At 33.3% G+C, this 24,537-nt stretch carries 15 protein-coding genes; 6 read left to right on the top strand and 9 right to left on the bottom strand.

The genetic code is table 11. The features are described 5' to 3' along the window. Positions 1-3: 3 nt before the first annotated feature. From AC061E_RS15755 to bglX, 3 genes are all read right to left on the bottom strand, one after another. Positions 4-3,108 (bottom strand): SusC/RagA family TonB-linked outer membrane protein, encoded by a 3,105-nt coding sequence (locus AC061E_RS15755; protein ID WP_478287101.1) that lies wholly within the window; start codon positions 3,106-3,108, stop codon positions 4-6. Between the two features lie 426 nt (positions 3,109-3,534). Continuing rightward, positions 3,535-7,695 carry a hybrid sensor histidine kinase/response regulator transcription factor gene (locus AC061E_RS15750; RefSeq protein WP_478287100.1) on the bottom strand — a complete coding sequence of 1,387 codons (4,161 nt, stop codon included), beginning with the start codon at positions 7,693-7,695 and terminating at the stop codon, positions 3,535-3,537. Between the two features lie 242 nt (positions 7,696-7,937). Next, a complete protein-coding gene (bglX, locus tag AC061E_RS15745) occupies positions 7,938-10,238 on the bottom strand; it encodes a beta-glucosidase BglX (RefSeq protein ID WP_478287113.1) in 2,301 nt (766 codons plus the stop codon). Positions 10,239-11,121: 883 nt separating this feature from the next. Here bglX and AC061E_RS15740 point away from each other — a divergent pair. The 4 genes from AC061E_RS15740 to AC061E_RS15725 all read left to right on the top strand — a co-directional run bounded on the left by AC061E_RS15740 (position 11,122) and on the right by AC061E_RS15725 (position 16,973). Continuing rightward, complete coding sequence (locus AC061E_RS15740; protein WP_478287099.1) at positions 11,122-11,661, top strand: DUF6934 family protein; 540 nt, start codon at positions 11,122-11,124, stop codon at positions 11,659-11,661. Between the two features lie 61 nt (positions 11,662-11,722). Then, positions 11,723-11,893: a hypothetical protein gene (locus tag AC061E_RS15735; RefSeq protein ID WP_478287098.1), complete on the top strand. Its 171-nt coding sequence runs from the start codon at positions 11,723-11,725 to the stop codon at positions 11,891-11,893. Between the two features lie 646 nt (positions 11,894-12,539). Further along, the gene (locus AC061E_RS15730; protein WP_478287097.1) at positions 12,540-15,788 is read left to right on the top strand and encodes a LodA/GoxA family CTQ-dependent oxidase; all 3,249 of its coding nucleotides are present in this window, start codon (positions 12,540-12,542) and stop codon (positions 15,786-15,788) included. 21 nt (positions 15,789-15,809) lie between these two features. Next, positions 15,810-16,973: an FAD-dependent oxidoreductase gene (locus AC061E_RS15725; RefSeq protein WP_478287096.1), complete on the top strand. Its 1,164-nt coding sequence runs from the start codon at positions 15,810-15,812 to the stop codon at positions 16,971-16,973. Between the two features lie 88 nt (positions 16,974-17,061). Here the strand turns inward: AC061E_RS15725 and AC061E_RS15720 are convergent, their stop codons facing one another. Both AC061E_RS15720 and AC061E_RS15715 read right to left on the bottom strand, forming a co-directional pair. Further along, the gene (locus AC061E_RS15720) at positions 17,062-17,751 is read right to left on the bottom strand and encodes an SIMPL domain-containing protein (protein WP_478287095.1); all 690 of its coding nucleotides are present in this window, start codon (positions 17,749-17,751) and stop codon (positions 17,062-17,064) included. Positions 17,752-17,800: 49 nt separating this feature from the next. After that, positions 17,801-18,439: a rhomboid family intramembrane serine protease gene (locus AC061E_RS15715; protein WP_478287094.1), complete on the bottom strand. Its 639-nt coding sequence runs from the start codon at positions 18,437-18,439 to the stop codon at positions 17,801-17,803. Positions 18,440-18,553: 114 nt separating this feature from the next. Here AC061E_RS15715 and AC061E_RS15710 point away from each other — a divergent pair, with 114 nt between their 5' ends. After that, positions 18,554-19,423, top strand: a complete 870-nt coding sequence (locus tag AC061E_RS15710) for a lysophospholipid acyltransferase family protein (protein WP_478287093.1) — start codon at positions 18,554-18,556, stop codon at positions 19,421-19,423. A gap of 81 nt (positions 19,424-19,504) precedes the next feature. On the opposite strand, the gene AC061E_RS15705 is transcribed toward AC061E_RS15710, so the two are convergent. The 4 genes from AC061E_RS15705 to glmM form a co-directional block, all read right to left on the bottom strand. Beyond that, a complete protein-coding gene (locus tag AC061E_RS15705) occupies positions 19,505-20,989 on the bottom strand; it encodes an aminotransferase class V-fold PLP-dependent enzyme (protein WP_478287092.1) in 1,485 nt (494 codons plus the stop codon). 227 nt (positions 20,990-21,216) lie between these two features. Continuing rightward, on the bottom strand, positions 21,217-21,828 hold the full coding sequence (locus AC061E_RS15700) for a hypothetical protein (protein ID WP_478287091.1): 612 nt from the start codon (positions 21,826-21,828) through the stop codon (positions 21,217-21,219). 167 nt (positions 21,829-21,995) lie between these two features. Further along, positions 21,996-22,775: a zinc metalloprotease gene (locus tag AC061E_RS15695; protein WP_478287090.1), complete on the bottom strand. Its 780-nt coding sequence runs from the start codon at positions 22,773-22,775 to the stop codon at positions 21,996-21,998. A gap of 183 nt (positions 22,776-22,958) precedes the next feature. After that, on the bottom strand, positions 22,959-24,347 hold the full coding sequence (gene glmM, locus AC061E_RS15690) for a phosphoglucosamine mutase (protein ID WP_478287089.1): 1,389 nt from the start codon (positions 24,345-24,347) through the stop codon (positions 22,959-22,961). 118 nt (positions 24,348-24,465) lie between these two features. Between glmM and AC061E_RS15685 the strand changes: the two genes are divergently transcribed. Beyond that, positions 24,466-24,537 (top strand): ACP phosphodiesterase (locus AC061E_RS15685; protein ID WP_478287112.1); only part of this gene is annotated, 72 nt, incomplete at its 3' end.

The following is a 24,537-nucleotide window of genomic DNA, read 5'->3' as shown; positions in this document are numbered from 1 at the left end:
ATTTTAAAATTCTATGTTTAATCCCATTGAAGTCGTTCTCGGTACTGGATATCGCCCCAGATCAATGCCGCTTAGGGTGATGTTCTGATCTAAATTTCCTAAAGCTGGATCAAAACCGGAATATTTAGTCCACGTATATAAGTTTTGGACATTGACATACAATCTCACTTTAGTTATGATAGATTTTTCGAATATTTTCTTTGGTAAATCGTAGCTCAAAGAAACATTCTGAATTCTTAAATAAGAACCATCTTCCACAAACCTACTTGAGATTCTGCCATTCCCATTTGGATCATTTAGACTAATTCTTGGTTCATTTGTATTTTCATTTACCCCTGCTTCAAACGAATTTAAAGCTCTTGTGCTTATATTGGCGAATCGATCTCCAAATCCAGGATAAATTCCATCTGTGTAATGACGGGTAAAATTGTAAATTTCATTACCCTGACTACCAGTTAAAACAACTGATAAGCTCATGTTTTTATATTTAAAGTTATTCGTTAAAGAATAGGTAAAATCCGGAATTGCGCTTCCTAACGCTGTTTGATCTTTAGCATCAATTTTTCCGTCGTTATTCAAATCCTTAAAACGGATATCTCCAATGCCTGTTCCTGTTTCCTGAATTGGTCCTGCCGCTAATTCTGTAGCATTTTTAAACAAACCATCAGTAACATATCCATAGAATTGCCCAACGGGCTCGCCTTCTGTTGTTCGAGTCACGTTATATAAATCGAATTGTACTTTTCCTAATAATGATTTCCCCTGACCCTGAAAACTGGTCAGTTCATTATTATATTTTGAAAAAATAATAGTACTGTCCCAATTAAAATTTTCGGTTGAAATATTTCTAGTATTCAAGCTAAGTTCGATTCCCTTAGTAACAATTTCACCTGTATTCAAAAAATAATTAAGCGCGCTTTGATTTGATTCATCATTGATTTGTTTCGTTAGGAAATTAGAAGAATTTTTAACATAATAATCAAAATCTAATTTTACTCTGTTATTGAGCATACCTAATTCAAAACCAACATCAAAAGACTTAAGTGATTCCCATTTAATATCTGGATTTCCTAAATTATCAATTGTTGGAGATACGCCTCCAAATGGAGATGCTGTCAACGAAAGAATGGTCTGGTATCTATTTGCTGGAATATTTTGATTTCCGACTGAACCGTAACCTGCTCTGAATTTTAAATAATTAACGGTAGTCGATAAAGGCTCAAAAAACTTTTCGTTACTTACTGTCCAACCTACAGCAAATGATGGAAAATAACCCCACTTATTATTGGGTCCAAAGTTGGAAGACGCATCTGCTCTTACAGAAGCCGAGAAAGAATACTTGTCTGAAAAACTATAATTTAATCTAGAAATATAAGATGCCATAGACCATCTGCCAGAACCATTTCCGTTAATAGCTGTATCAATATCACCTATGTTTAAGTTGGTGAAATTCTTGTTTAAAAATTCACCCGTTCTGTAACCACTCAAATACTCGTATTGGCTTTCTTGTGATTCCTGACCTAACAAAAAGGTAAAATTGTGTTTTTCATTGAAGGACTTATTATACGTTAAATAATTTTTTAAACTCCAATAAAAGCTTTGATCCTGCTGTTTGAATGATTTGTTTAAAAGTTCAGATACATTTCCTAAAGTATACTTTGGCACAAAAGAGCTACTTTTTGCAAAATTCAAATCATATCCCAGTTCTGATCTAAAAACCAGACCTTTTGTAAGAGTGAAATCAGCAAATACATTTCCGTTGATTTTATATCGGTCTGCTTTTGCGTTGTTATATTCAGCTAAGGCAATTGGATTGGTAGCCTCATTTGCCGAAGAACCTAAACCACTTGTAGGACCAGCAAAAGAACCATCAAGAGTTCTAACTGGCAGTTCTGGCGATTGTCTTAAGGTATTCATGACTAAACCACCTCTGTCATCGTTTCTGACAACTTGTTGAGATGACTTACTTATGGACATATTATTTCCAATTTTTAACCATGATTTTACATTTGAATCTACATTGAGTCGCATAGACATTCTGTTGAAATCTGAATTCAAAACAATTCCTTCCTGATCAAAATAATTTAAAGACGTGTAATATCTTGTCCCTTCTTTTTCGCCTGAAAATGATATTTGATGGTTGTACATAGCAGCATTTCTAAAAAGTTCGTCCTGCCAGTTTGTACCATTTCCTAATAAATCAGGTTTTTGATATTGAAACGGAATTGGCTCGCCATTTAGTTTGAAAATTTTTGCCTGATAAGCCGCATATTGTGGCAAGTTTAAAACATCAACAGAATTTGTAACTTGCTGCGTCCCTAAATACGTTTCATACGAAAAAGCAGATTTTCCTTTCTTTCCTTTTTTAGTCGTAATCAAAACAACACCATTTGCGCCATTTGCACCATATATTGCCGTTGAAGATGCATCTTTTAATATATCAATAGTTTCGATATCCGAAATATTCAATCCTGCCAAAGCAGAATTTTTAGTTTGTCCGCTTCCTCCTCCTAAAGCGCTAAACGAAAAGGAATCGTTATTTTTGTCTGCAAAAACAGGTGTTCCGTCAATTACATATAAGGGCTCGTTACCGTTAATAGACGTAATTCCCCTAATTTGAACAGAAATTCCACCTCCCGGCGTTCCTGAATTTTGAGTAACATTTACACCTGCAGCTTTGCCTACAAGAGCCTGATCAATAGAAGTGAAGGGTTTGTCCTGAATTTCGGATGCTTTAATGGAAGTGATGGCACCATTTATATCTTTTCTTTTTGAAGTTCCATAACCTATAACAACCACTTCATTCAACTTTTCAAATTCATTAACCATTTCGATTTTCATTACTGACTTAGTATCTGCTGGCATGGACACATTTTTATAGCCTATATAGCTAAATATTAATGAACTTCTTGGATCTACATTATTCAAGATAAAACCTCCATCAAAATCAGTGGTTGTTGCATTTTTTGTTCCTTGTACAAGTACACTAACACCAGGTAAGCCCTGCCCTCCTGATGATACTTTTCCTTTAACAGTTTGAGCAAAGAAAAAATTTCCCCACATACACACTATAAAACACAATAGTATTTTTATTGTTCTTTTCTGCATAAAATTTGGTTTAGAGTTGAATTATATATTTAGTTATTTGAGTTTCTTTAAAATATCTGGTAGGTTATTTTTTTATCAGGCTATTTATTTCAGTTTTGATAGAAAAACCATTCCTTAACTATTTCATAACGAAAGTAAAATCTACAGCAATAAAACTGTAGCACAGATGAAGCAAATCATGCATCATTTGATGCAAAACAGCATTTGAAACCACTGGTTTTAGGTAATACGAGCCAAACAACAATAAAGTATTAGCAAAAAATTATACTTTAAAATATATTTAGCGAAATTTTATAAGAGTATTTTTAATAGAATAATAATTTTAAACAAATCTGAAAAAATACCTTCCAGAATAATTCAAAAAAAAAGCCCCGATTCAAAAATCGAAGCTTTCTAAACTGTAATATTAATGGATTCTTTTCCTTTCTACTCTTTTGATCCTGCTTGCTGTGTTGGCAAATGACCGTATTTGATTTTATAACATTTGGCAAAATAGGAAGGCGATGTAAATCCTACTTTATAACTAATCTCATTGATGTTTACATTTTTATTGCCTTGTTCGAGTAATTGTTTTGCTTTTTCTAATCTTACATTTCTAATAAACTCATTTACTGAAACTCCCGTTAGTGTTTTTATTTTTCGATACAATTGACTTCTGCTGAGGAAAACTTTAGAAGAAAGCAACTCTACACTTAACTCAGATTCACTCAGATTCTCATTAATAAAATGAAGAATTTTTTGAATGAAATCATTATCTAAAGATGTTGTTTTTTCCTTCCCTTTTTTGGTGATGCCTGTGTAAAACTTTTTAAACATTATTTGCCTACTTGTAATAAGCTGTGCTAGGCTTGATTTTAAAATATCCAATTCAAATGGTTTGCTCAAATATATATCAGCTCCGGAATCAATACCTTCAATTCTGTCCTGTACCATTGCTTTTGCAGAAAGCATTAATAATGGAATGTGACTTGTTTTCAAGTCTCCCTTTATATTTTTACACAACTGTAATCCATCCATTACAGGCATAATAACATCCGTAATTATGATATCTGGTAATTTCTGGGCAGCCATTTCGTAACCTTTTTTACCGTTTTCGGCCGTAATGACTTTATATGATCTACTCAATTCCGCTTTCAGATAATTTCGTAATTCAAGATTGTCCTCCACAATCAAAACGGTATATGATTTAGAAGTATCTGTATCATTTTCTTTCGTTGACTCCTTTATAATCTCTTCATCTTCTTTATGTTGATTATTGGATTCAAACAAGAACTTATTTTTATTTTTTTCTATTTCAAAAACCTCATCCACTATTTCACTTTCATTATAAAAAGAGTTACCTAAAGGAAATGTTACCATGAATTTTGTTCCCGCTCCAGGTATACTTTCAACATCAATTTTTCCTTTATGAAGCTCTACAAATTCTTTCACAACCTCTAAACCTATTCCAGTGCTTCCGTAGTAATCTTTATTAAGGTTATTGACCTGATAAAATCGATCAAAAATTCTTTTCAAATCTTCTTTATGGATTCCTGAACCAGTGTCTGAAATTGTTATTGAAAAAGATGGAACTTTATTTCCATTCATGAGTAATGCATGCTGTGAATCTGATTCATCTATAGAGATGGAAATAAAGCCATTATCAGGAGTGAATTTAAAAGCGTTTGAAATGATATTAAATATTATTTTTTCCAACATTTTAGGATCTAACCAATCTTCAAGTTTTTCCAGTTCTGAATCGAAATCAATAGTTATGTTTCTCGCAGCTGCTTCCTCATCGAAATAGCCAATAATTTCTTGTACAAACGCAATTACTTCAATTTTTTTAACCTGAAGGAAAATTTTATTGAACTCTAATTTGTTAAAATCCATCAGCTCATTAATAAGCCTTGAAAGCCTATCTGAACTTTTGTGTACAATTTTTAATTTATTATGTATTTCGCGCGATACGTTCTTACTTCTTAAAATATCTTCAAGAGGATTAATAATCAAGGTTAATGGTGTTCTGAATTCATGCGAAATATTAGTAAAAAACTGTAATTTTTTATTATTTAATTTCTCTACCTGAATTGTTTTTTCTCTTTCTAAAATTATGGCTTGTTTAGCTTTGAAACGATTTTGATAAATTTTGTTGAAATATTTAATCAGGAAAACTAATATCGCTACATATATTAAATAAGCCCAAATGGTTTTCCACCAAGGAGGAAGGATTTTTATTTTTAGCTCTAACTGAACGTTGCTCCAGAAACCATCTGCATTGGCCGATTTTACTTTAAAAACATAAGTACCTGGCTCCAAATTGGTGTATGTCGCGGTTCTGTTATTGCCTACATAATTCCAGTCTTTCTCAAAACCTTCAAGGTAATAGGCATATTGGTTTTTTTTAGAATAATTGTAGTTTATCCCAACATATTCAATCGTAAAAACAGATTGTGCATGATTGAGAACAATTTCTTTTGTTTGAGAAATTACTTTGGTTAACGGAGCATTTTCTTCATTTGGTTTTACAGATTTATTAAATAATTTGAAATCACTAAAGTACAGACTTGGAGCTTTTTCTGTTTTTTTAATTTCATTTGGATTAAAATAGTTTACTCCTTCATATCCACCAAAATACAGCTCGCCATTTCCATCTTTAAAAACCGCATTATTATTAAATTCGTTATCAACAAGACCATCATCTTTATTGAAATTGGTGCTTTGTTTCTTTTTAAAATCGAGTTTTGTTAGACCAGATCCACCGCTTATCCATAAAGATCCATTATTATCCGAAATGATGGCGCGAACGGATTTTTCTTCAAAACCAGGAAAATCATCATAATTAGAAAATATCTTGCTTTTTTTAGTATAACTAAACAGTCCTTCTCCATCTGTGCCTATCCATATTTTTTTATCGTTTGACTCATAAATTGATAAAATGGTCTGTATACCATTATACTTCGTTTTATCGTTGAACATTTGATCCCGCATTTTTGTAACTCTAAAACTGGAATCGGCAAGCAAGTTTACCTGATAGAGTCCTAAAATTGTTCCAACCCATAAAATGTCATCAGAGTCTACAAAAACTTTTCGAATAAATGCTTGGTCCAAAGCGTTATCTGCAAATGGTTTAGTGTTGCAATGCACAAAAGTGTTGCTTTTATTGTCAAAATAATGGAGGCCTTTAATGAAAGTTCCTATCCAAATTCGCCCCCTTGAGTCTTCAGAAAAACTAAAAATCCGATTCGATTTTAATCCGGCAGTATTTGTCGTATTGTAGTTTATGAATCGGGTAGTTCCATTTTTCAAAAAATAGATACCACGATCCCAGCTTCCTACCCAAATATTTTGTTTACTATCTATAAAAATCGTCTGGATATCAACGGCATCCAGACCAGAAAAGTAGTTTTGATTATTTTTGTTAACATGGATATAAGTTTTAGCAGAAAGATTATAAATATCAAGTCCACCACCTTCATTACTTAGTATCAGATTGCCCTTTTTATCTTTTACAATTGAAGTTACATAGCTAGTCTGTAAGGAATTATCATTATTAACAAGTGACTCAAGTGAATTAAATTTATTATTAGGCTTATCAAATACGCCAAGCCCTTTATTGAAATATCCTAACCAAAGTCTTTTTTCTTTGTCTTCGTACAATGACCATACTGAATTCGACTTTAAACTAAAATTATTGTATTTACTGTGAAGGTATTTTTTCAGTACTTCTCCTTTATTATTTACAACTAATAAGCCATCATTTTCGGTACCGCAAAGTACATAATCCTTACTACTTTGTATAATAGATAAGATTTTATTTTTGGTAATAAAAAAATTCTCAAATTGATAGTTATCTGTTTCAGGTTTAATTTTTATCAGCCCATTTTCAGTTGTTCCCAGCCATAAATATCCAAATTTGTCTATGACAAGACTTTCTACATCATCTAATAAAGGTTCTCTTTTAAACTTGTCTTTATAAACCTGCTTTACTTTTCCGTTTAGATCGATCTCTAAAAGTCCGTAACTGGTTCCTAAATAAAGTATTCCCTGTTTGTTTTTTACGGAACATTTGATTAAAAAGTTTGGTTTTTCCAGAACTTTTGAGTGCACTAAAGATGCTTTTAAAGTTTTTACATTTAATTTAAATAATCCAAAACCATACGCACCTAAAATGATGTCACCGTTGTTATCCTCAATAATGGTTTTAATAGTAATCGGCTGTTCGTAGCCTTTTACAATTGCATCCTGAATATTGATTTTAGTAAAGTTATCCAGATCCCGATTGTATAAACACAAGCCTTCATCTGTACCAATCCATAAGTTATTTTTAGAATCAATAAAGGTGGCATAGATAAAGTTACTGTTTACTGAAGCTGGTTTTTTATCATGTTTATATCCAAAATAATTTACCCCGTCATATCGATATAAACCTGCGCCATTTGTACCTACCCAAATAAAACCATTTTTATCCTGAGCTATTGAAGAAATAGCTCTTTTTGAAGTAGTTTCCTGTATACTTCTAAATTGAAAATTTTCAAATTTATCCTGAGAAAACAAACAATTTATAAGACCAAAACAGCACAGAAGAATATATTTGATATTTTTCATTTTACATTTTAATATTTATCAATTCTATTTGAAACAAACTTTACAATTGCTTTATTCAATCATATCGAAAACAATATTAATAAAACTAAACAGAAAACTTACTCTTTTTTGCTGCTTTACCATATTGCTAAAAACCTGAATAGATTAAGAACCTCATAAGGGTCAATCTACTCAGGCTATAAATTACTTAAAAACAAATTAAATCCTGATGATTATCTTTTTGTTTTTAAGTTCGTTAGTATTTATTTTAGTTCAAATTTACTCGTAAGTCCTTCATTAGAATTCCAGCCAACCATAACATTAAACAAACCCGATTCTGTCAAAAATTTACCATTGTTGTCATAAAATCCAAGTTCCTTATCTGTTAAAGTAAACTGAACGGTTTTCGTTTCTCCTTTTTTTAATGCAATAAGTTCAAAACCTTTTAATTCCTTTACGGGTCTAACCACACTCGCAGCTACATCATTTATATACAACTGAACTACCTCCTTTCCATCAACATCTCCGGTATTCGTAACATCAACACTTAGTTCAATTTTTTCTCCTTTTTGGAAGGAAGTTTTTGCTAATTTCAGATTTTTATATTCGAAAGAAGTATAACTTAATCCATGACCAAATGGATATAATGGTGTTTTTTCGACATCGATATAATGAGACCAAAAAACGTTTTGATCTTTATTGGTTGGTCGTCCTGTATGGTACAAATTGTAATAAATTGGACTTTGCCCAACGTTTCTTGGGAACGACATTGTTAGTTTACCACTTGGGTTATAATCTCCATACAAAACCTGAGCTATTGCATTTCCGGCTTGGGTTCCTAAATGCCACGCTTCAACAATAGCAGGAATATTTTCTTGTGCCCACGGTAATGCCAACGGACGCCCGTTATTTAAAACCAAAATGATATTAGGATTTACTTTATAAACTTCCTCTAATAATTGCCGTTGATTTCCCGGCAGGCCTAATTCAGTTCTACTGCGTCCTTCACCACTTTGAAAACCAATTTCTCCTAAAACCATGACCACAACTTCTGCTTGTTTAGCTGCATTTTTTGCAGCTTCAAATCCAGAAAAATCAGTGGTGTTAATTTGGACTTCATCAACAAATAATTGTTTATTTAAAGCCACATCAGTTCCTTTTTCATAAACTAATGTATTGTTTTTATAGTATTGCATTCCTTCAAGAACGGATACTGCTGTATTATCATCAGCGGCAATTCTCCAACTTCCGAGTGGACTATTCTTGTCACTTGCCAAAGCACCAATTAAAGCGATTTTTACCCCTTCTTTTTTTAATGGCAACAGTTTTTCATTCTTCCCAGACAGACTCGAATTTTTCAATAAAACAATTGATTTTTTAGCCATATCCAAAACAGCATCATTATTGGCCTTGTTTCCAATACTTGATTTTTCACGGGCTTCATCGCAATATTTGTATGGATTATCAAACAAACCTAATTCAAATTTTACTCTAAGAATTCTACGAACAGCATCGTCGATCACACTTTCTTTCACCAATCCTTTTTTTACCAACTGAGCTAATTCAGTTACATACACATTGGATTCCATATCCATATCAGAACCGGCAATAGCAGCTTTTTGAGCGGCATCGGCCCCATTGGCAGCGTAACCGTGTGTAATCATTTCGGCTATAGAAGCCCAGTCAGAAACAACAAAACCATTAAATTTCCAAGCGCCTTTTAAAATGTCTCTTTGCAAAAAACTATTTCCAGTTGCCGGAATTCCATTTAAGGTATTGAATGAATTCATGAAAGTACGAATTCCTGCATCGACGGCCGCTTTAAAAGGTAGCAATACACTATTGTAGAGCTTAGAATTACTCATATCAACGCCATTATATTCTCTGCCTGCTTCTACAAAACCATAACCTGCAAAATGTTTGGCGCAAGCAATGATAGATGTAGTAGCACTTAAGCTCTCTCCCTGAAACCCTTTCACTCTGGCGGTTGCAATTTTGCTGCCCAGATAAGGATCCTCTCCGGCACCTTCCATTACTCGTCCCCATCTTGCATCATTGGAAATGTCTACATTAGGAGCAAAAGTCCAGTTTAATCCCGAAGCAGAAGCTTCGACAGCAGCAATATGTGCCGAATTTTTAATGGCTTCTAAATCCCAACTTGCAGCCTCTGCTAATGGAATAGGACTTATCGTTTTATAACCATGTATCACATCAAAACCAAAAAGTAACGGAATCCCAAGACGGGTTTCTTCAACTGCCATTTTTTGCACGGCTCTTACTTCTTTAACGCCTCTAATGCTTAGCATAGAACCTACCAATCCTTTTTTTATATTATTATATTTTTCTTCGTTAGAACCTGATTCCGGTTTTGGACCTGTAACATCCCATGATCCATTGTATTGATTCATTTGACCTATTTTTTCTTCTAACGTCATTTCTTTCATCAAAAGTGAAATCCGATCTTCAATTGGTTTATTGGCATCCAAGTGTTTTTTTGATTGGGCATATCCATTTCCTAAAACAATTAGCATTAGAAAGGCATAATTCTTAAATTTTCTTTTCATCATTTTTTTAGTTTTTTGTAGCATTGTTAAAAACACTTAGTAAAGAGTAGATTGTAATTTTTTATTACCAGATATTTTGAATAAAATAATTTTATAATCTAATTTATACGAAATCAGTAAATTCTAAGATTGTAAATGTAGATTTCAAGAAGTAGTTAGTGTAGAACATTTGAAGCATTCTATACTACAAATGGTGTATTTGCATCAATTCAAACAGCATAATGATTCCTTTTACTGACATCAATGAACAATATTTCAGATTCACTGTTTTTTTAAAATAATAATATAAATGTGAAAAAAGTTAGTATTTAAATTTCGAATAAATTGTAGGTGCAATATCTATAATGACAAGTATCAAAAAGACTAAGTTATTAATTTTTAAAAGATGGAAGCGTTTTAAATGAAATAATGATAAATAAAGGCTTTGCAAAGCCACGTTTATTTGATGATTTTCTGTTGTCAAATATTCGAAAAGCACTAAAATATTAACAACTTCAAATGTTATAGAGAGAAGTAAACCAAAATTAAAAAACCATACTGAAAACGAGGTAATTAAATTTTCAATTTAATTACCTCGTTTTTTCTTATTTCCTTTCTAGTTAGTACAAAAAAAAAGAGGAAAATCATGTATTACCCAATAACTTCACCAAAAAAAGGCAGTTGAATTAGGGTCGAACTCCAATATAGGAAGTTAAGGTATTTGTTTTTATATATTAAATTTCATACCGTTAATCTTTTTTAAGAAACAAATATTGAGTTTATTAAAATTATGAGTTGAACACAGGTTAACTTCATTTCGGTAAATCAAATTAAAAATCATTTGCTTTTATTTATTAAGAAAATAATTTATGTTTACAAAGTAGGATTTTAAAAAGACATAACATTGAACAACTTACCAGTATATAATACCGAGCAAACTGCCGAAGAAATAAAAACCCAATACTTATTTGAAAGTGTTGGAGAAAAAACAATAATCAAAGCTATTGAATATACACCTATAGCTAATATGGGAGGAAGAACAGTATATAATTTAGGCTTTGGCGATTATGATGAAGAATTAGGCACAATAGTTGATGATGTAAATAGTAATAATGGTGATATGCGTATTGTATTTAATACCGTATTAAGTACTGTACCTATGTTTTTTGCTATAAACGAAGATGCTGTAATTATTGTAAGTGGCAGTGATAGTCACGATGAGTTTATAAATGATTGTTTACCTACTTGCAGAAAGAAATGCATAGAACATTGCAAAAACTATCAAAGACGCATTAAAACATATCGATATTATGTGGATAAAAACTTTGAGGATTTAAGTATAGCTTATATTTTTTTTGGGCGTAATAAAAATAAAGCAAATACGTTTGTACAATATATACCTGATAATCATTATGATGATCTTTTGGTTTATAAGAAAAAATAATTTAACTTTGCTCAAGTATTAAGTACTTGTTATTTAATTAAATACTAAAAAAAAGACAATTATGGAAAGTACAAAAACAACTGTAAAAGCTTCTAAAGTTATTTCTATGTCTGATAAGACAAAAGAAAAGATTACTGCTGTTGCTGCTTCTCTAAAAGGTAAAGATATTTTTATTGATAAGATAGAATTAGCAAAAAAAACGCTTAGTGAATTAAAATCACTTCCTATTTAGACATATACTAGTTGATATAAATAAAAATCGGTTTAGAAATTCTAAACCGATTTTTTTTATACCCTAAATTAAAGAACTCTTAATAATTTAATTCTTAACGTTGCGAAACTACAGCGAGTTTGAGATTAAATTATGCCTATTCTTCGGATTTGTAAAATCATTCGGAATCCTTCAACAAAATAACCATAACATTATTTTTTACCAAAATATTTTATCCTTTTTAATGTAATTTTCTTATGAATAATATATTGATAAAAAAATTACATTAACAAGCCCTGAACATTGCAATTTAGCTTAAAAAGAATCATTGACTACTCTATCAATGAAGTATGATTTAAAAAAATTATGGATTAAAAAAACTTTACAAAAACCATAACATGTCCATTCCTTAAAATGAACGCTGTAATAAGCTAAAATAAAAGATGTCATTATTAAAAAAATTTTTGAAACTAATTAAGATAAATCAATTGAATAATAATTTTTAAGACAACTGTGTTATCTCATTTTTAAACTACAATTAAGCACTGATCTATTATCATAGCATTAGACAACTTATTCTCTTTTGTGAAAAATCAAGTATTTATACGTAAGGATTGACAAACAAAAATTACTTACTTTGGTATACAAAAAACTAAACAAACACTTTATGGCTAAAAAAGCAAACAAACCAGAAAAACCAAACGCAACAAATCCTGCTGAAAAAAAATCAGCTTTATTAAAAACAAAACCTACAGCAAATAATGTTGCATGTTGGGATAGTGATGGCAACATAAAAATAGTGACGCAACGACTAGAGGAAATGTTTGTCGAACTTGGACAAAAAACCCGTATCGAAAGCGGTCAGCAACCAGCTGAACGTCCTGTTTTTCGAAAACAACACGGCATTGGTTACGGAACTTTTACAATAAATAAAGATATTGATCCAAAATATAAAATCGGTATTTTTGCAGGTAACTCATACGAATGTGTTGTTCGTTTCTCTAGCGATACCAGCCCTTCTTCACCAGACTTACATTCTACCATAGGTATTGGCTTAAAGCTTTTTGGCGTTGATGGTCCTAAACTTTTGGGTACAGGAACTAACGCTGATTTCATTTTCCAAAACATAGATCGTTTTTTTGCTCGTGATGCACAACAAATGTGCAGTTTTACTACCGCTGGAGTTATCGACAAAGATTACGATTCGTACATCAATAAACATCCAAAACTGGCGTCCATTCTTAACGCCATGAACAAAGAAGAAGCCAGCTGTTTGAGTGCGACATATTGGGCAATTCTTCCTTTCAAATTAGGAGAACAACAAATTGTAAAATACCGCCTAGTTCCTGAAGATACCTATCAGGGAGCACCTTTTGACGATAATAATTATTTAGCACTCGACTTACAGCAACGCCTCCGAACTAAATCAGCAAAATTTCGTTTTGAGATTCAGTTACGTACAAACGATAAAACCATGCCTCTAGACGATGCGCAAGCCGTTTGGAGCACAGAAGAAAGTCCGTATATAGCTATTGCAGAACTCTATTTCCCAGAACAGGACGTTTGTGCTATTGGTCAACCTGAATTTGGCACAAATCTTTCGTTTAATATTTTCCGCACACTAAAAGAGCACGAACCACTGGGTTCTATTGCAGCGGTTCGAAAAGTAGTTTATGCCGCTAGTTCTGAGGTTCGTCATCAAGCAAACGGACAATCGACTCAAGAACCAGAGAAAGTTAACCGCCCTTTCAAAGGCAATGTGGACGAAAATAGTGATTGCATTGTCAAAGCTGGAATCTATCCGCCTATAGGTGTTACGCGTGTAGGAAATAGTGAAAACGAGTACTTTATTGGCCCATTGGTTTCAGAGCCTGTACCAATGTTTAGCGATAATGCGTACCGCGATGCTACTGGAGCCCTAAAACGACAAGCCGCACAATTTAGAATATATGGTTTCAATTCAGCAGGCAAAGCCATCAAGGAATTAACCGCTGAGAATTCTAAAATTGTCTGGCATTCCCATTTAGCTAATCAAAAGGCTTCTTGGTACCAATTCCAAATTGCGCTGGACATTCCAGATGCTGCTGATGCGCCACCTTCATTACTTAGAAATATTGATGTAAAAGATAGAAACTCACTCATTATTGATGGTGGTTTACAAACAATAAACAAACCAAATGTAACCAAAGGACATCAGTTTGTAGGTAAATTTCAAGAAAAACCAGTATATCTAGGCGAAATGCGCACTGATGAAAAAGGACGTTTACTTATGCTAGGTGGCCACGGAGTTTCTGAAAATTTAAAAGGAGATATTGCCATAACTTTTGCCAATAACGAAGGCTGGTATGATGACATCTCAGACGGACCTGTTACTGCTGAAGTAGAATATAATGGTGTGGCACTTAAAGTAGATCCAGCTTGGGTTGTTTGTGCGCCACCTGATTATGCTCCTATGCAAAAATCAGTAAGAACCATGTGGGATTTAATGCGGGATGTAGCGGTAAGTTCAGGTATGATGCCACGCCCAGTTCGACCTTCATTTACTAAGGACATCTTGCCCATTTTTGAACGAATGACAAATTTACAATGGGTCAACGCAGCCTTTGCAGCAGCTTTTGGTTGGGGCGGACAATTTGACTACACCACCTCTAAATGGAAAGTAAGATTAAACGATCCTTCTTCAGCCAATATCGAAATGCGACGTACGATTTCAAATAGTTTTAGAAGATACGGCACCTCTGGAGCAGAAGCACCTCAATTATGGCCTTGGCTTTATGGCGATGCTATTAGTATTCCATCAGTAGGTTCTATGAGACAAAACTCTGTTTTATCAGATTTACAATTGTCTTTTATAGACCAATGGGTCAAAGGAGATTTTGATGCTGATTACATAGACATGACGGGTTGTCCACATGTACCTGAACCTATAACTTTAGATAAATTACCCGTTGCCGAACAGCCAGATATGATGACTAAAGCCGCAATGGAATTTTGTTTGGCAGATGCTTTTCATCCAGGATGCGAAATGACATGGCCTATGCGAACTGCTGGCATGTACTCTGCACCGTTTAGATTACTTCATGCTCCAAAAACACCTTTGGTTGACAGCAGTTATTATGGTCCTATGATGAACAGCGATGTATTTACCTTAGCCAAAGGACCTTTATTAGGCGGGCAAGTCGCTGGTGGAATTAGTCGCTGGATGGCAATCCCTTGGCAAACGGACACTGCTAGTTGTAGAGATGGATACACCTCTTCGTACGACCCTTATATTCCTACATTTTGGCCGGCTCGTGTACCCAATAATATTTTAGACGAAGAGCGTTACAAGGAAGTAATAAATGACAACAATGCCGAAGAAACACGCAAGCAAGCCTTTGCTTTCCGTAAAATGTGGTTAGACGATTTACCGCTTGAAGGCCAGGATCCAACCTACACGAATCAAATTAATAGTATGGTAAAATACTTTGACAAACTGGCGGTTGTACAACCTAGAAAAGGAGTCCTAAACAATGAGAATTTCCCACCTGAAATGCAAGTAGGTATTACACCTTCTCCGGAGCAAGAAGCCACTTTACTTAAAGAAGCTATCAAGGATTTAGAAAATATCTTAAAAAGCAAAAAATCATTTAGTAAAGGTGTTCAGGATACACTTAAGGCCGCAGCAACAGAATTATCAAATAAAGAATTGTTTACAGAACAAGACGTATTATCTAAGGCAAAAGATCAATTGATTGCTTTAGTTGAAAACGAGTTGTCTGATGATTTTGCCGCTACGCCAAGTGTACAAAAATTACTAAATTTACTCACTTCAAAAGCTTCTAAATTGACCAAAGCTAAGCATCCTAGTAACAATAAAATAAGCTTAGCAGGCACAGACAAAGGGAACCGTTTCAGACGTTATTCACCAAAATAATTGTACAAAAGCATTTTACCAATGAATAAAAAATTGGCTACAAAAGTAGATATTGCTATTATAGGCGGTGGCATTGCAGGTTGTACTGCAGCCATCGCTTTATCTAAAAAGTATACAGTCGCTTTAATTGACAAAGCAGCACAACCAGTTGATCGTATTGGCGAATGTTTGCCACCTGCCGCACGACGCATTTTAAAACAGCTGGATTTATTAGAAGGTTTAGAAAACAAAACTTATCCTGCTAACCAACAAATACAACAACAAAACACAGGAACACAATCGTACTGGGGTAGTGAAACAAGTACTATTGTAGATCATTTGCGCAATCCAGATGGTTTTGGCTGGCAATTGAACCGAAAGGAATTTGAAGTCTATTTACGATCCAATGCTGAGCAACGTGGCATAAACTGTTTTTTTGGTCATAAACTTCAAACTGCTGCTTATGATAATGATCTGTGGACTATTGACATCAAAACCTCCGAAACGACACCAGAACCTATTGAATCATGCATAACTGCAAAATTTGTTATAGACGCTAGTGGTCGACAATCCCATTTTGCTCGAACGTTAGGTGTCAAACGCGACATCATTGACAAACTTGTAGCTACTTGGGCAATAGTAGAGAATCACGAAACAATTACAATGAGCACTATTTCATCATGTGAGGAAGGCTGGTGGTACAGTGCACCCCTACCCAATAATAAAAGAGTTATTGCATTTCAAACCGATGCTGATTTAATAGAACGAACTCAAATAAAAAGTGCAGATTCTTTTTTAAAATTGGCAAAAGGCAATAAACAGATGGCTAGTATTCTTTCGAAAAATAAGCAACCCATACAATTTCATGGTACGGTGGCTGCAAATTCTAGTAAGCTTCTTGAAGTAACAGGAAAGCAATGGGCAGCACTTGGCGATGCTGCGGTAAGTTTTGATCCACTTTCTTCCCAAGGCATGTTTAACGCAATGGCGAGTGCACTACAGCTTACAGATCTCCTGCAGAAATATCAAATAATTGAAGAGACAAACAAGGCGCAAGAGGCAGTATTTCAAGAAATCTACACGCAACAAATGAATCAAATTTGGGATTATTACCTCAAACATAAGTCTTATTTTTATAGGCAAGATCAACGCTGGCCTCAGTCTGAATTCTGGAAGAGAAGACAATTAGCACCATCAAATATTTAAAAACTTTGAGTGAAAGTAAATCGTTAAATCTATCACAAAAAAAATCGGAACTATTTTAGTTCCGATTTTTTTTAAAAGTATATGCCTTTTATTCCAATATAAAATTCACAGAAACATTAGCTGTAATATTTATTTCTCCTATTGCTAAAGTTTCTCTCGGTTCACTAGCATCCATGCGTTCTACGCTTTTCATAGCAGCATACATAGGCTGTGGATAATAAGTTTGAGAATTGTCAGAAATTACAAGTGCCTTCCCTACTTTTTGTCCTAAAACCGATACATAATCTTCTGCTTTTAATTTGGCGTCTTTCATAGCAAGCTTTCTTGCCTCTGATTGATATTGCGCTAACTTCGAGGATTGAAATACTACTGCATCAATTCTATTAATTCCTTGTTCTACTAAACCTTCCATCAATTCATCATACTTTGATAAATCTCTTATAACAATTTCAATTGTTTGAACTGCATTGTAGCTGTGTTTCTTTTTCTCATAATCATACTGCGGATTCAAAGCTACGCGTTGCATTTTGAAATCCCCTGCCGGTATGTTCATTTTTTTTATAAACTTGATTACAGCATCAATTTTTTCATCATTTCCTTTTTTAACATCCTTAGCTACATTCCCTTTGGTTTCAACCGAAACATTAATAGTAGCTTGATCTGGGATGACCTTTACTTTCCCCTCACCATTTACATTGATTTGAGGTGTTGGTTTTACTTCTTGACCATAAGACATAGAGATAAAAAATAGGCTGAATGCAACAATTGCTTTTTTCATTTTTATAAAATTTAAGTTTATCATATTATACTTTCCAAAAGTTATGCCATTATAACTTACCTAGCTTTACCATTATAAAAAGAGCCACAATAGGAATTGCTAAAACAATGACCATCATCGTATTATCTACAAACATAGTGGGTTGTTTTATTAAAGTAATTAGATATCCGCCTACAGCTCCACCAAAATGTGCCGTGTGGCCAATGTTATCATTCTTAGCACGCATACCATAAATAGAGTACAATAAATACAAGATCCCAAAAATATAGGCAGGCATTGGAATTATAAAAAATATTCCTAACATCATATTAGGTTGTAATAAAATAGCCGAATATAAGATTCCTGTAACTGCCCCTGATGCGCCAACTGCTCTATACCCATAGTCATTGTTGTGAAAAACCATAGTAAGCAAACTCCCAAAAATAAGGCTGCCAAAATAGATCAATAAAAATGAAAAATTACCCAGTTGCCCTAATACTACTGGTGCAAACATCCACAGGGTAAACATATTAAAAAATAAATGCATCATATCTGCATGCAAAAAACCAGAGGTAATCATTCGGATTTGCTCTCCAGCTTTGATGCTTCCTACATGAAATTCGTATTTTCTAAAAAAAGACAAGTCGTTAAATCCTTTGTAACTAAACAATACATTAACAATTATTAATGCTAATAAAACAGTATTCATATTCCGTATTTTTTGTGATGGGTAAAGATAGTAATTCTCAAAATACTGATCCATGTGTAAGGGAAATTATATACACAATCAAAATTAAGTTATATTTGTCAAAAAAAAATCTGCATGCAGTTACTCGTTTTTATAATAGCGTATCCGTTTCTTTGGTTCATATCTATTTTACCTTTTCCCCTACTTTATGGTATTTCTGATGGGGTTTACTTTGTGGTATATTACATTATTAGGTACCGAAAAAAAGTAGTTCGTGCCAATATTGCATTGGCTTTGCCACATTTTAGCCAAGAAGAACGTTTACTTATTGAAAAAAAATCATATCATCATTTGTGTGATATGTTTCTAGAAATGATCAAAACAATGACTATTTCATCAGCAGAAATGAACAAGCGTTTTGTTGTGACTAACCTTGAAGTAATGACCGAATTAGAAAAAAAAGAAAAAAGTGTTATGCTTATTGCGTCCCATTATGCCAGTTGGGAGTGGTTGCTTTCTTTTAATCAAAAAATATCGCTAAAAGGTGTTGGTGTTTATAAAAAATTAGCAAATCAACATTTTGATAAACTAGTACGTAACATCAGATCTAAATATAACACCGAATTAGTCCCCACCAACAAAACTATCTCGTTAATTGCTGACAACTACCGTAATAATATTCAGTGCATATATGGCTTAGCTAGCGATCAATCCCCTAAAATAGATAGAATATTTCACTGGCAAAGTTTTATGGGTGTTGAAGTTCCCGTTCACACGGGACCTGAAATGCTGGCTAAAAAATACGATATGAATGTGGTATTTGCTAAGGTAAAAAAAGTAAAACGCGGGTATTACGAAATGACCATTGTTCCATTGAGTGAAAACGCAAAATCTGCCCCTGATTTTAAAATTACAGAAGCTTACATCAAAGAGGTTGAGAAACAAATTCAAGAGGCTCCTGAATTTTATTTCTGGACTCATAAACGATGGAAACATAGAAGGTAATTGTAACGGTCTCTATTTTCCGTTTTCAGTCTTTTTTGATTTAACCTTTGTTTTTTTTACAAATAGCAATTGTGAAATTTATTAAGAAAACCAACTTTTTACTAGTTCATCCTCTAGTGGCTGAGCTTCTTTATGAACAAACTCATTAGAAACTGGATTGTATTGGTAATCTAAGGACCATGTTGCATGATTTTCAGCTAACGCTTTGATTCCGTTACACACATATTCAATTTCAGCTGTGGTAGTAGTAGGATGCACAGACATCCTGATCCAGCCTGGTTTTCTAATTAAATCACCAAGCGAAATTTCGTCTATCAATTTATTTGAAGTCTCTTGGTCAACATGCAGTAAAAAATGCCCGTATGTTCCCGCACAACTGCACCCTCCACGCGTTTGTATCCCGAATTTATCATTTAATAATTTCACACCTAAATTAAAATGCAGGTCTTCAATAAAAAAAGAAATAACACCCAGTCTATCTTGATGTTGAGCTGCTAAAATTTTAATATTTGGAATTAATCCTAATGATGAAAAAATATATTCTACAATTTCGTGTTCTCTTTTCAAAATTTGATCTACGCCCATTTGTTCTTTGAGCTGTATGGCTAATGCTGTTTTTATAACTTGTAAAAAACCTGGAGTTCCCCCATCTTCTCGATCCTCAATATTATCGATATATTTGTGTTCTCCCCATGGATTTGTCCAACTTACAGTTCCCCCACCAGGGTTATCTGGTACAACATTTTGATACAATTTTTTATTAAAAACTAAGATCCCACAAGTTCCAGGACCTCCTAAAAACTTATGCGGAGAAAAGAAAATAGCATCTAAATAAGACTCTTGATCTTCCGGGTGCATATCTATCTTTACGTAAGGACCCGAACAAGCAAAATCAACAAAACAGAGTCCGTTATGTTGATGCATCATTTTTGCTACCGCATGATAAGGCGTTTTGATACCCGTAACATTAGAGCATGAAGTGATGGATGCAATTTTAAAAGGTCTTTCTTTATATTTATCTAATAATTTTTCTAGATTTTCTAAACTAAAAAGTCCATCCTCAGTAGCTGGAATTACCTCAACATCGGCAATTGTTTCTAACCAAGACGTTTGGTTTGAATGATGTTCCATGTGCGAAATAAAAACAATCGGCTTTTTTTCGGCAGGAATCGTGATGAAATTCTTTAGGTTTTCAGGAACCTTTAAACCTAAAATTCTTTGAAATTTGTTCACCACACCTGTCATTCCGGTTCCATCGGTAATAAGAACATCATCTGCATTAGCATTCACATGATGTTTGATGATGTGACGTGCTTTGTGATACGCCTTTGTCATGGCAGTCCCTGAAATGGTGGTTTCGGTATGTGTATTGGCCACAAAAGGGCCAAATTCATTCATTAATTTTTCTTCAATTGGTCGGTATAACCTTCCGCTTGCGGTCCAATCAGTGTAGACAATTTTTTGTTTCCCGTAAGGTGATTCAAATTCTTGGTTTAAACCAATAATATGATTTCTAAATTGATCAAAATAAAGTTCTAACTCCGTTTTAGTTGCTACTACATTCATGGCACTCTTAATTTACATCAAAGATATAGGTTTTATTGTAAAAACTAAAATTGAAATCCCTAACAGCTTTGATTTATTTAAATTAAGTCATTTTCAATTCATATCGTCCCCGCGCTAAAAGCAGTTTTGTACTAAATTAATCCCATTATTCGGATTTGCCAAATTTCCAAATACAAAACCAATTTTCTATTAAGCCTAATACCCAAATTGCTTGTAACGTATGATGTTTATTTTAAAGTCGCTAATTCCACTTTTGAGTAATCTACATATTCATTTAATAAATCTCCAGCATGTGCAATCATTATTTTTTCTGCTTCTAAATCATTGTCGGTGTAATATGAACCAATTAGACCATATTTTTTAGTTACTAAAACAATTAAATCTAGAACTAAACTTTCTGAATATCTTCCCCAATCTTTAATTCTAAAAATATATACTTCAAGTTTTTCTTTAGTAATAATTTTATCCTTAAGAATACAGTTGAAATTCTTTTTTGAATTCAAATAATTAATTTCAATTTTTATATTCTCATTTATCTTAGAATCTAAATCAAATAAAACAAAATCTTTAGATTTTGGGTTAATTAATTTAGCTATAAACTTATTTTTACGTAAACAGATTGATTGCTTATTCGAAAAAGTGTCTGTTAAAATTATACTAGCATTAGTGTAATATAGATTTTTAGTTTTCAAGTTTGCCGACCAATCTATAGAAAAAACAGGAACTCTTTCAGACGCATTTTTTTTGGGATATTGTTCAATTTGTGTATTCAAGTTTTCACAAGAAACAAATAAAAAAGCAAAAGAACAGATGATTGTTTTTAGTATTATTTCTTTCATTATTAAATTTTATGTTGTGCTCCAGTTCTTTTAAATATAACACTACATTCGATTGGAAGTAATTTTCCGTGAATTTAACATTACCTCAAAAATTCAGAAAAAGTGTACTTATGAATCATAATTATGCTTCGAATTCTTAAAAATTAAAGAAAATAAATTATTTGCCTCTATCTTCCTCCATTGGCACGAAGGTCCGCAATACATTGGGAGTCTAGTTGCGGTATAGTACTTGAAGAACCCATACTGCCTATACCTGCACTCAATTCAAATGACCAATACATCAGACATGATTTATTGTTACAATGTTTTGGATGTTCTGCATCTTCATGATTGCTTTGCATTGCAGTTCCAAAATTTGTCAAACCTAAAACATGTCCAAACTCATGAGTGATTACTGTGGTTTCCAGCGCGCTTCTGTTGGGTTCAAATGCACTGTCACTCAATCCATGAACAGTTTGTTCATAAATCACAAATGAAGTATTGCGATAAGCCGTTCCTAGAACAAATGAATTTCCAGCATCTTTATCTGATTTTCCATCTGCAAAAAAAGCCCACACCGCAATTTGGTCAGCTGAATTGTATCTAGTTCTATTAGCATCCTCAATACTAACTATTTCTTCGTTTGAATATGGTGCCGTTCCTGGTGAAGGAATTCCACGTTTTACAACAGTAATGCCAGCTGGCTTAAACGTTCTTGCGCTCAAAAAATTGACAAAATTAGTAATGGCAGCGGCACTAGGCTCAAAACCATTTACATAAACCACTTCAATCACCAAACTTTTAAATTTTCTATCTGATAATAAATCATTTGCAGAGCTACCGGTTTGCTGTTTGTTCAAATTTTTATCAACTGTAACAGCATCAGGACTAGAATTATTTTCATCACTTGAACAAGAAGCAACAAATAGAAATGAACACAAAACCAGAAGTGCGGAAATTTTTTTCATAAATATAAATTTTAAATCTTTTTTATTTCGTTTTACAATTCGTCTTTATAATACAACAGAAAAATCGAAAACCCTTTTCAAACTATGTATCATCTACGAAAAAAACACCTCTTTAGACTTACAATTGTATTATTTTTAAAAAACCCTTTTGAAAAATACAAAAGGGTTTAAAAATTCTATTCATTAAATACCAGCAACTGCTTTAATTTCATCAATAATTCTAAGTGCTAATTGATCTGCTAGCTCTTGAGAGGCTGCTTCGGTATAAATACGAATAATAGGCTCTGTATTTGATTTTCTTAGGTGAACCCAATTTTCGACAAAATCAATTTTAACACCATCAATAGTAGTAATATCTTCGTTCTTGTACTTTTCGGTCATGGCAACAAGAATAGCATCTACATCAATTTGCGGTGTCAATTCAATTTTATTTTTGCTCATGTAATATTCCGGATACGAAGCACGCAATGCCGAAACCGTCATTTTTTTGTTTGCCAAATGCGTCAAAAACAAAGCTACTCCTACCAAACTATCACGTCCGTAATGAAGCTCAGGGTAGATAATTCCACCGTTTCCTTCACCACCAATAACTGCATTATTTTTTTTCATCAATTCTACTACATTTACCTCACCTACGGCACTGGCTTCGTAATTTCCGTTATGTGCGTTTGTAACATCGCGTAAAGCACGAGACGATGACATATTAGATACTGTATTTCCTGGAGTTTTACTCAAAACATAATCGGCACAAGCAACTAAAGTGTATTCTTCGCCAAACATTTCGCCATCTTCACAAATGAATGCCAAACGATCTACATCTGGATCCACAACGATTCCTAAATGTGCTTTTTCTTTTACCACTAATTCCGAAATATCGGTTAAATGTTCTTTCAAAGGCTCTGGATTATGAGGGAAATGACCGTTTGGTTCACAGTAAAGCTCTACCACTTCAACGCCCATTAATTCTAATAATCTAGGAATAATAATTCCACCTGATGAATTTACTCCATCAACAACAACTTTAAATTTTGCTGCTTTCACAGCTTCAATATCTACTAATGGTAAGTTTAAAACCTCGTCAATGTGAATATCCATGTAGGCATCATTAATTGTGATAGTTCCTAAATCATCAACATCCGAAAAATTAAAACCTTCGCTTTCCGCAATTTCAAGAATTTTAAGTCCCTCTTCACCATTTAAAAACTCCCCTTTTTCGTTCAATAATTTTAAAGCATTCCACTGTTTTGGATTATGCGATGCCGTTAATATTATTCCGCCCTCAGCTTTTTCAAGTGGTACAGCAACTTCAACTGTTGGAGTAGTTGAAAGTCCTAAATCAATCACATCAATACCCAAACCAATCAAGGTGTTTACTACCAAATTATGAATCATTGGTCCAGATATACGAGCATCACGTCCTACAACTACCGTGATTTTATCTTTCTTACTGTAGCTTTTTAACCAAGTTCCATAAGCCGATGCAAATTTTACAGCATCAACAGGAGTTAGGTTATCCCCTACATTTCCGCCTATTGTACCTCGAATTCCTGATATTGATTTTATTAAAGTCATTGATTTATATTTTATAAATTGAATTTTAAATTTTAAATTGCTGACAAATATAAGAATTGAAGCCTACAAAATAGAAATGAACGTAAAATTTCATGCTATAAATCTTTAAAGTAATCACATGAATTTCCTAGCACACATTTACCTTTCTGGCGAAAATGATTTACTTAAAATTGGTAATTTCATGGCTGAT

Source organism: Flavobacterium sp. GNP011, from assembly GCF_056428925.1.
The sequence above is the reverse complement of the archived record's forward strand: the minus strand, read 5'-3'. Positions and strand labels throughout refer to the sequence as shown.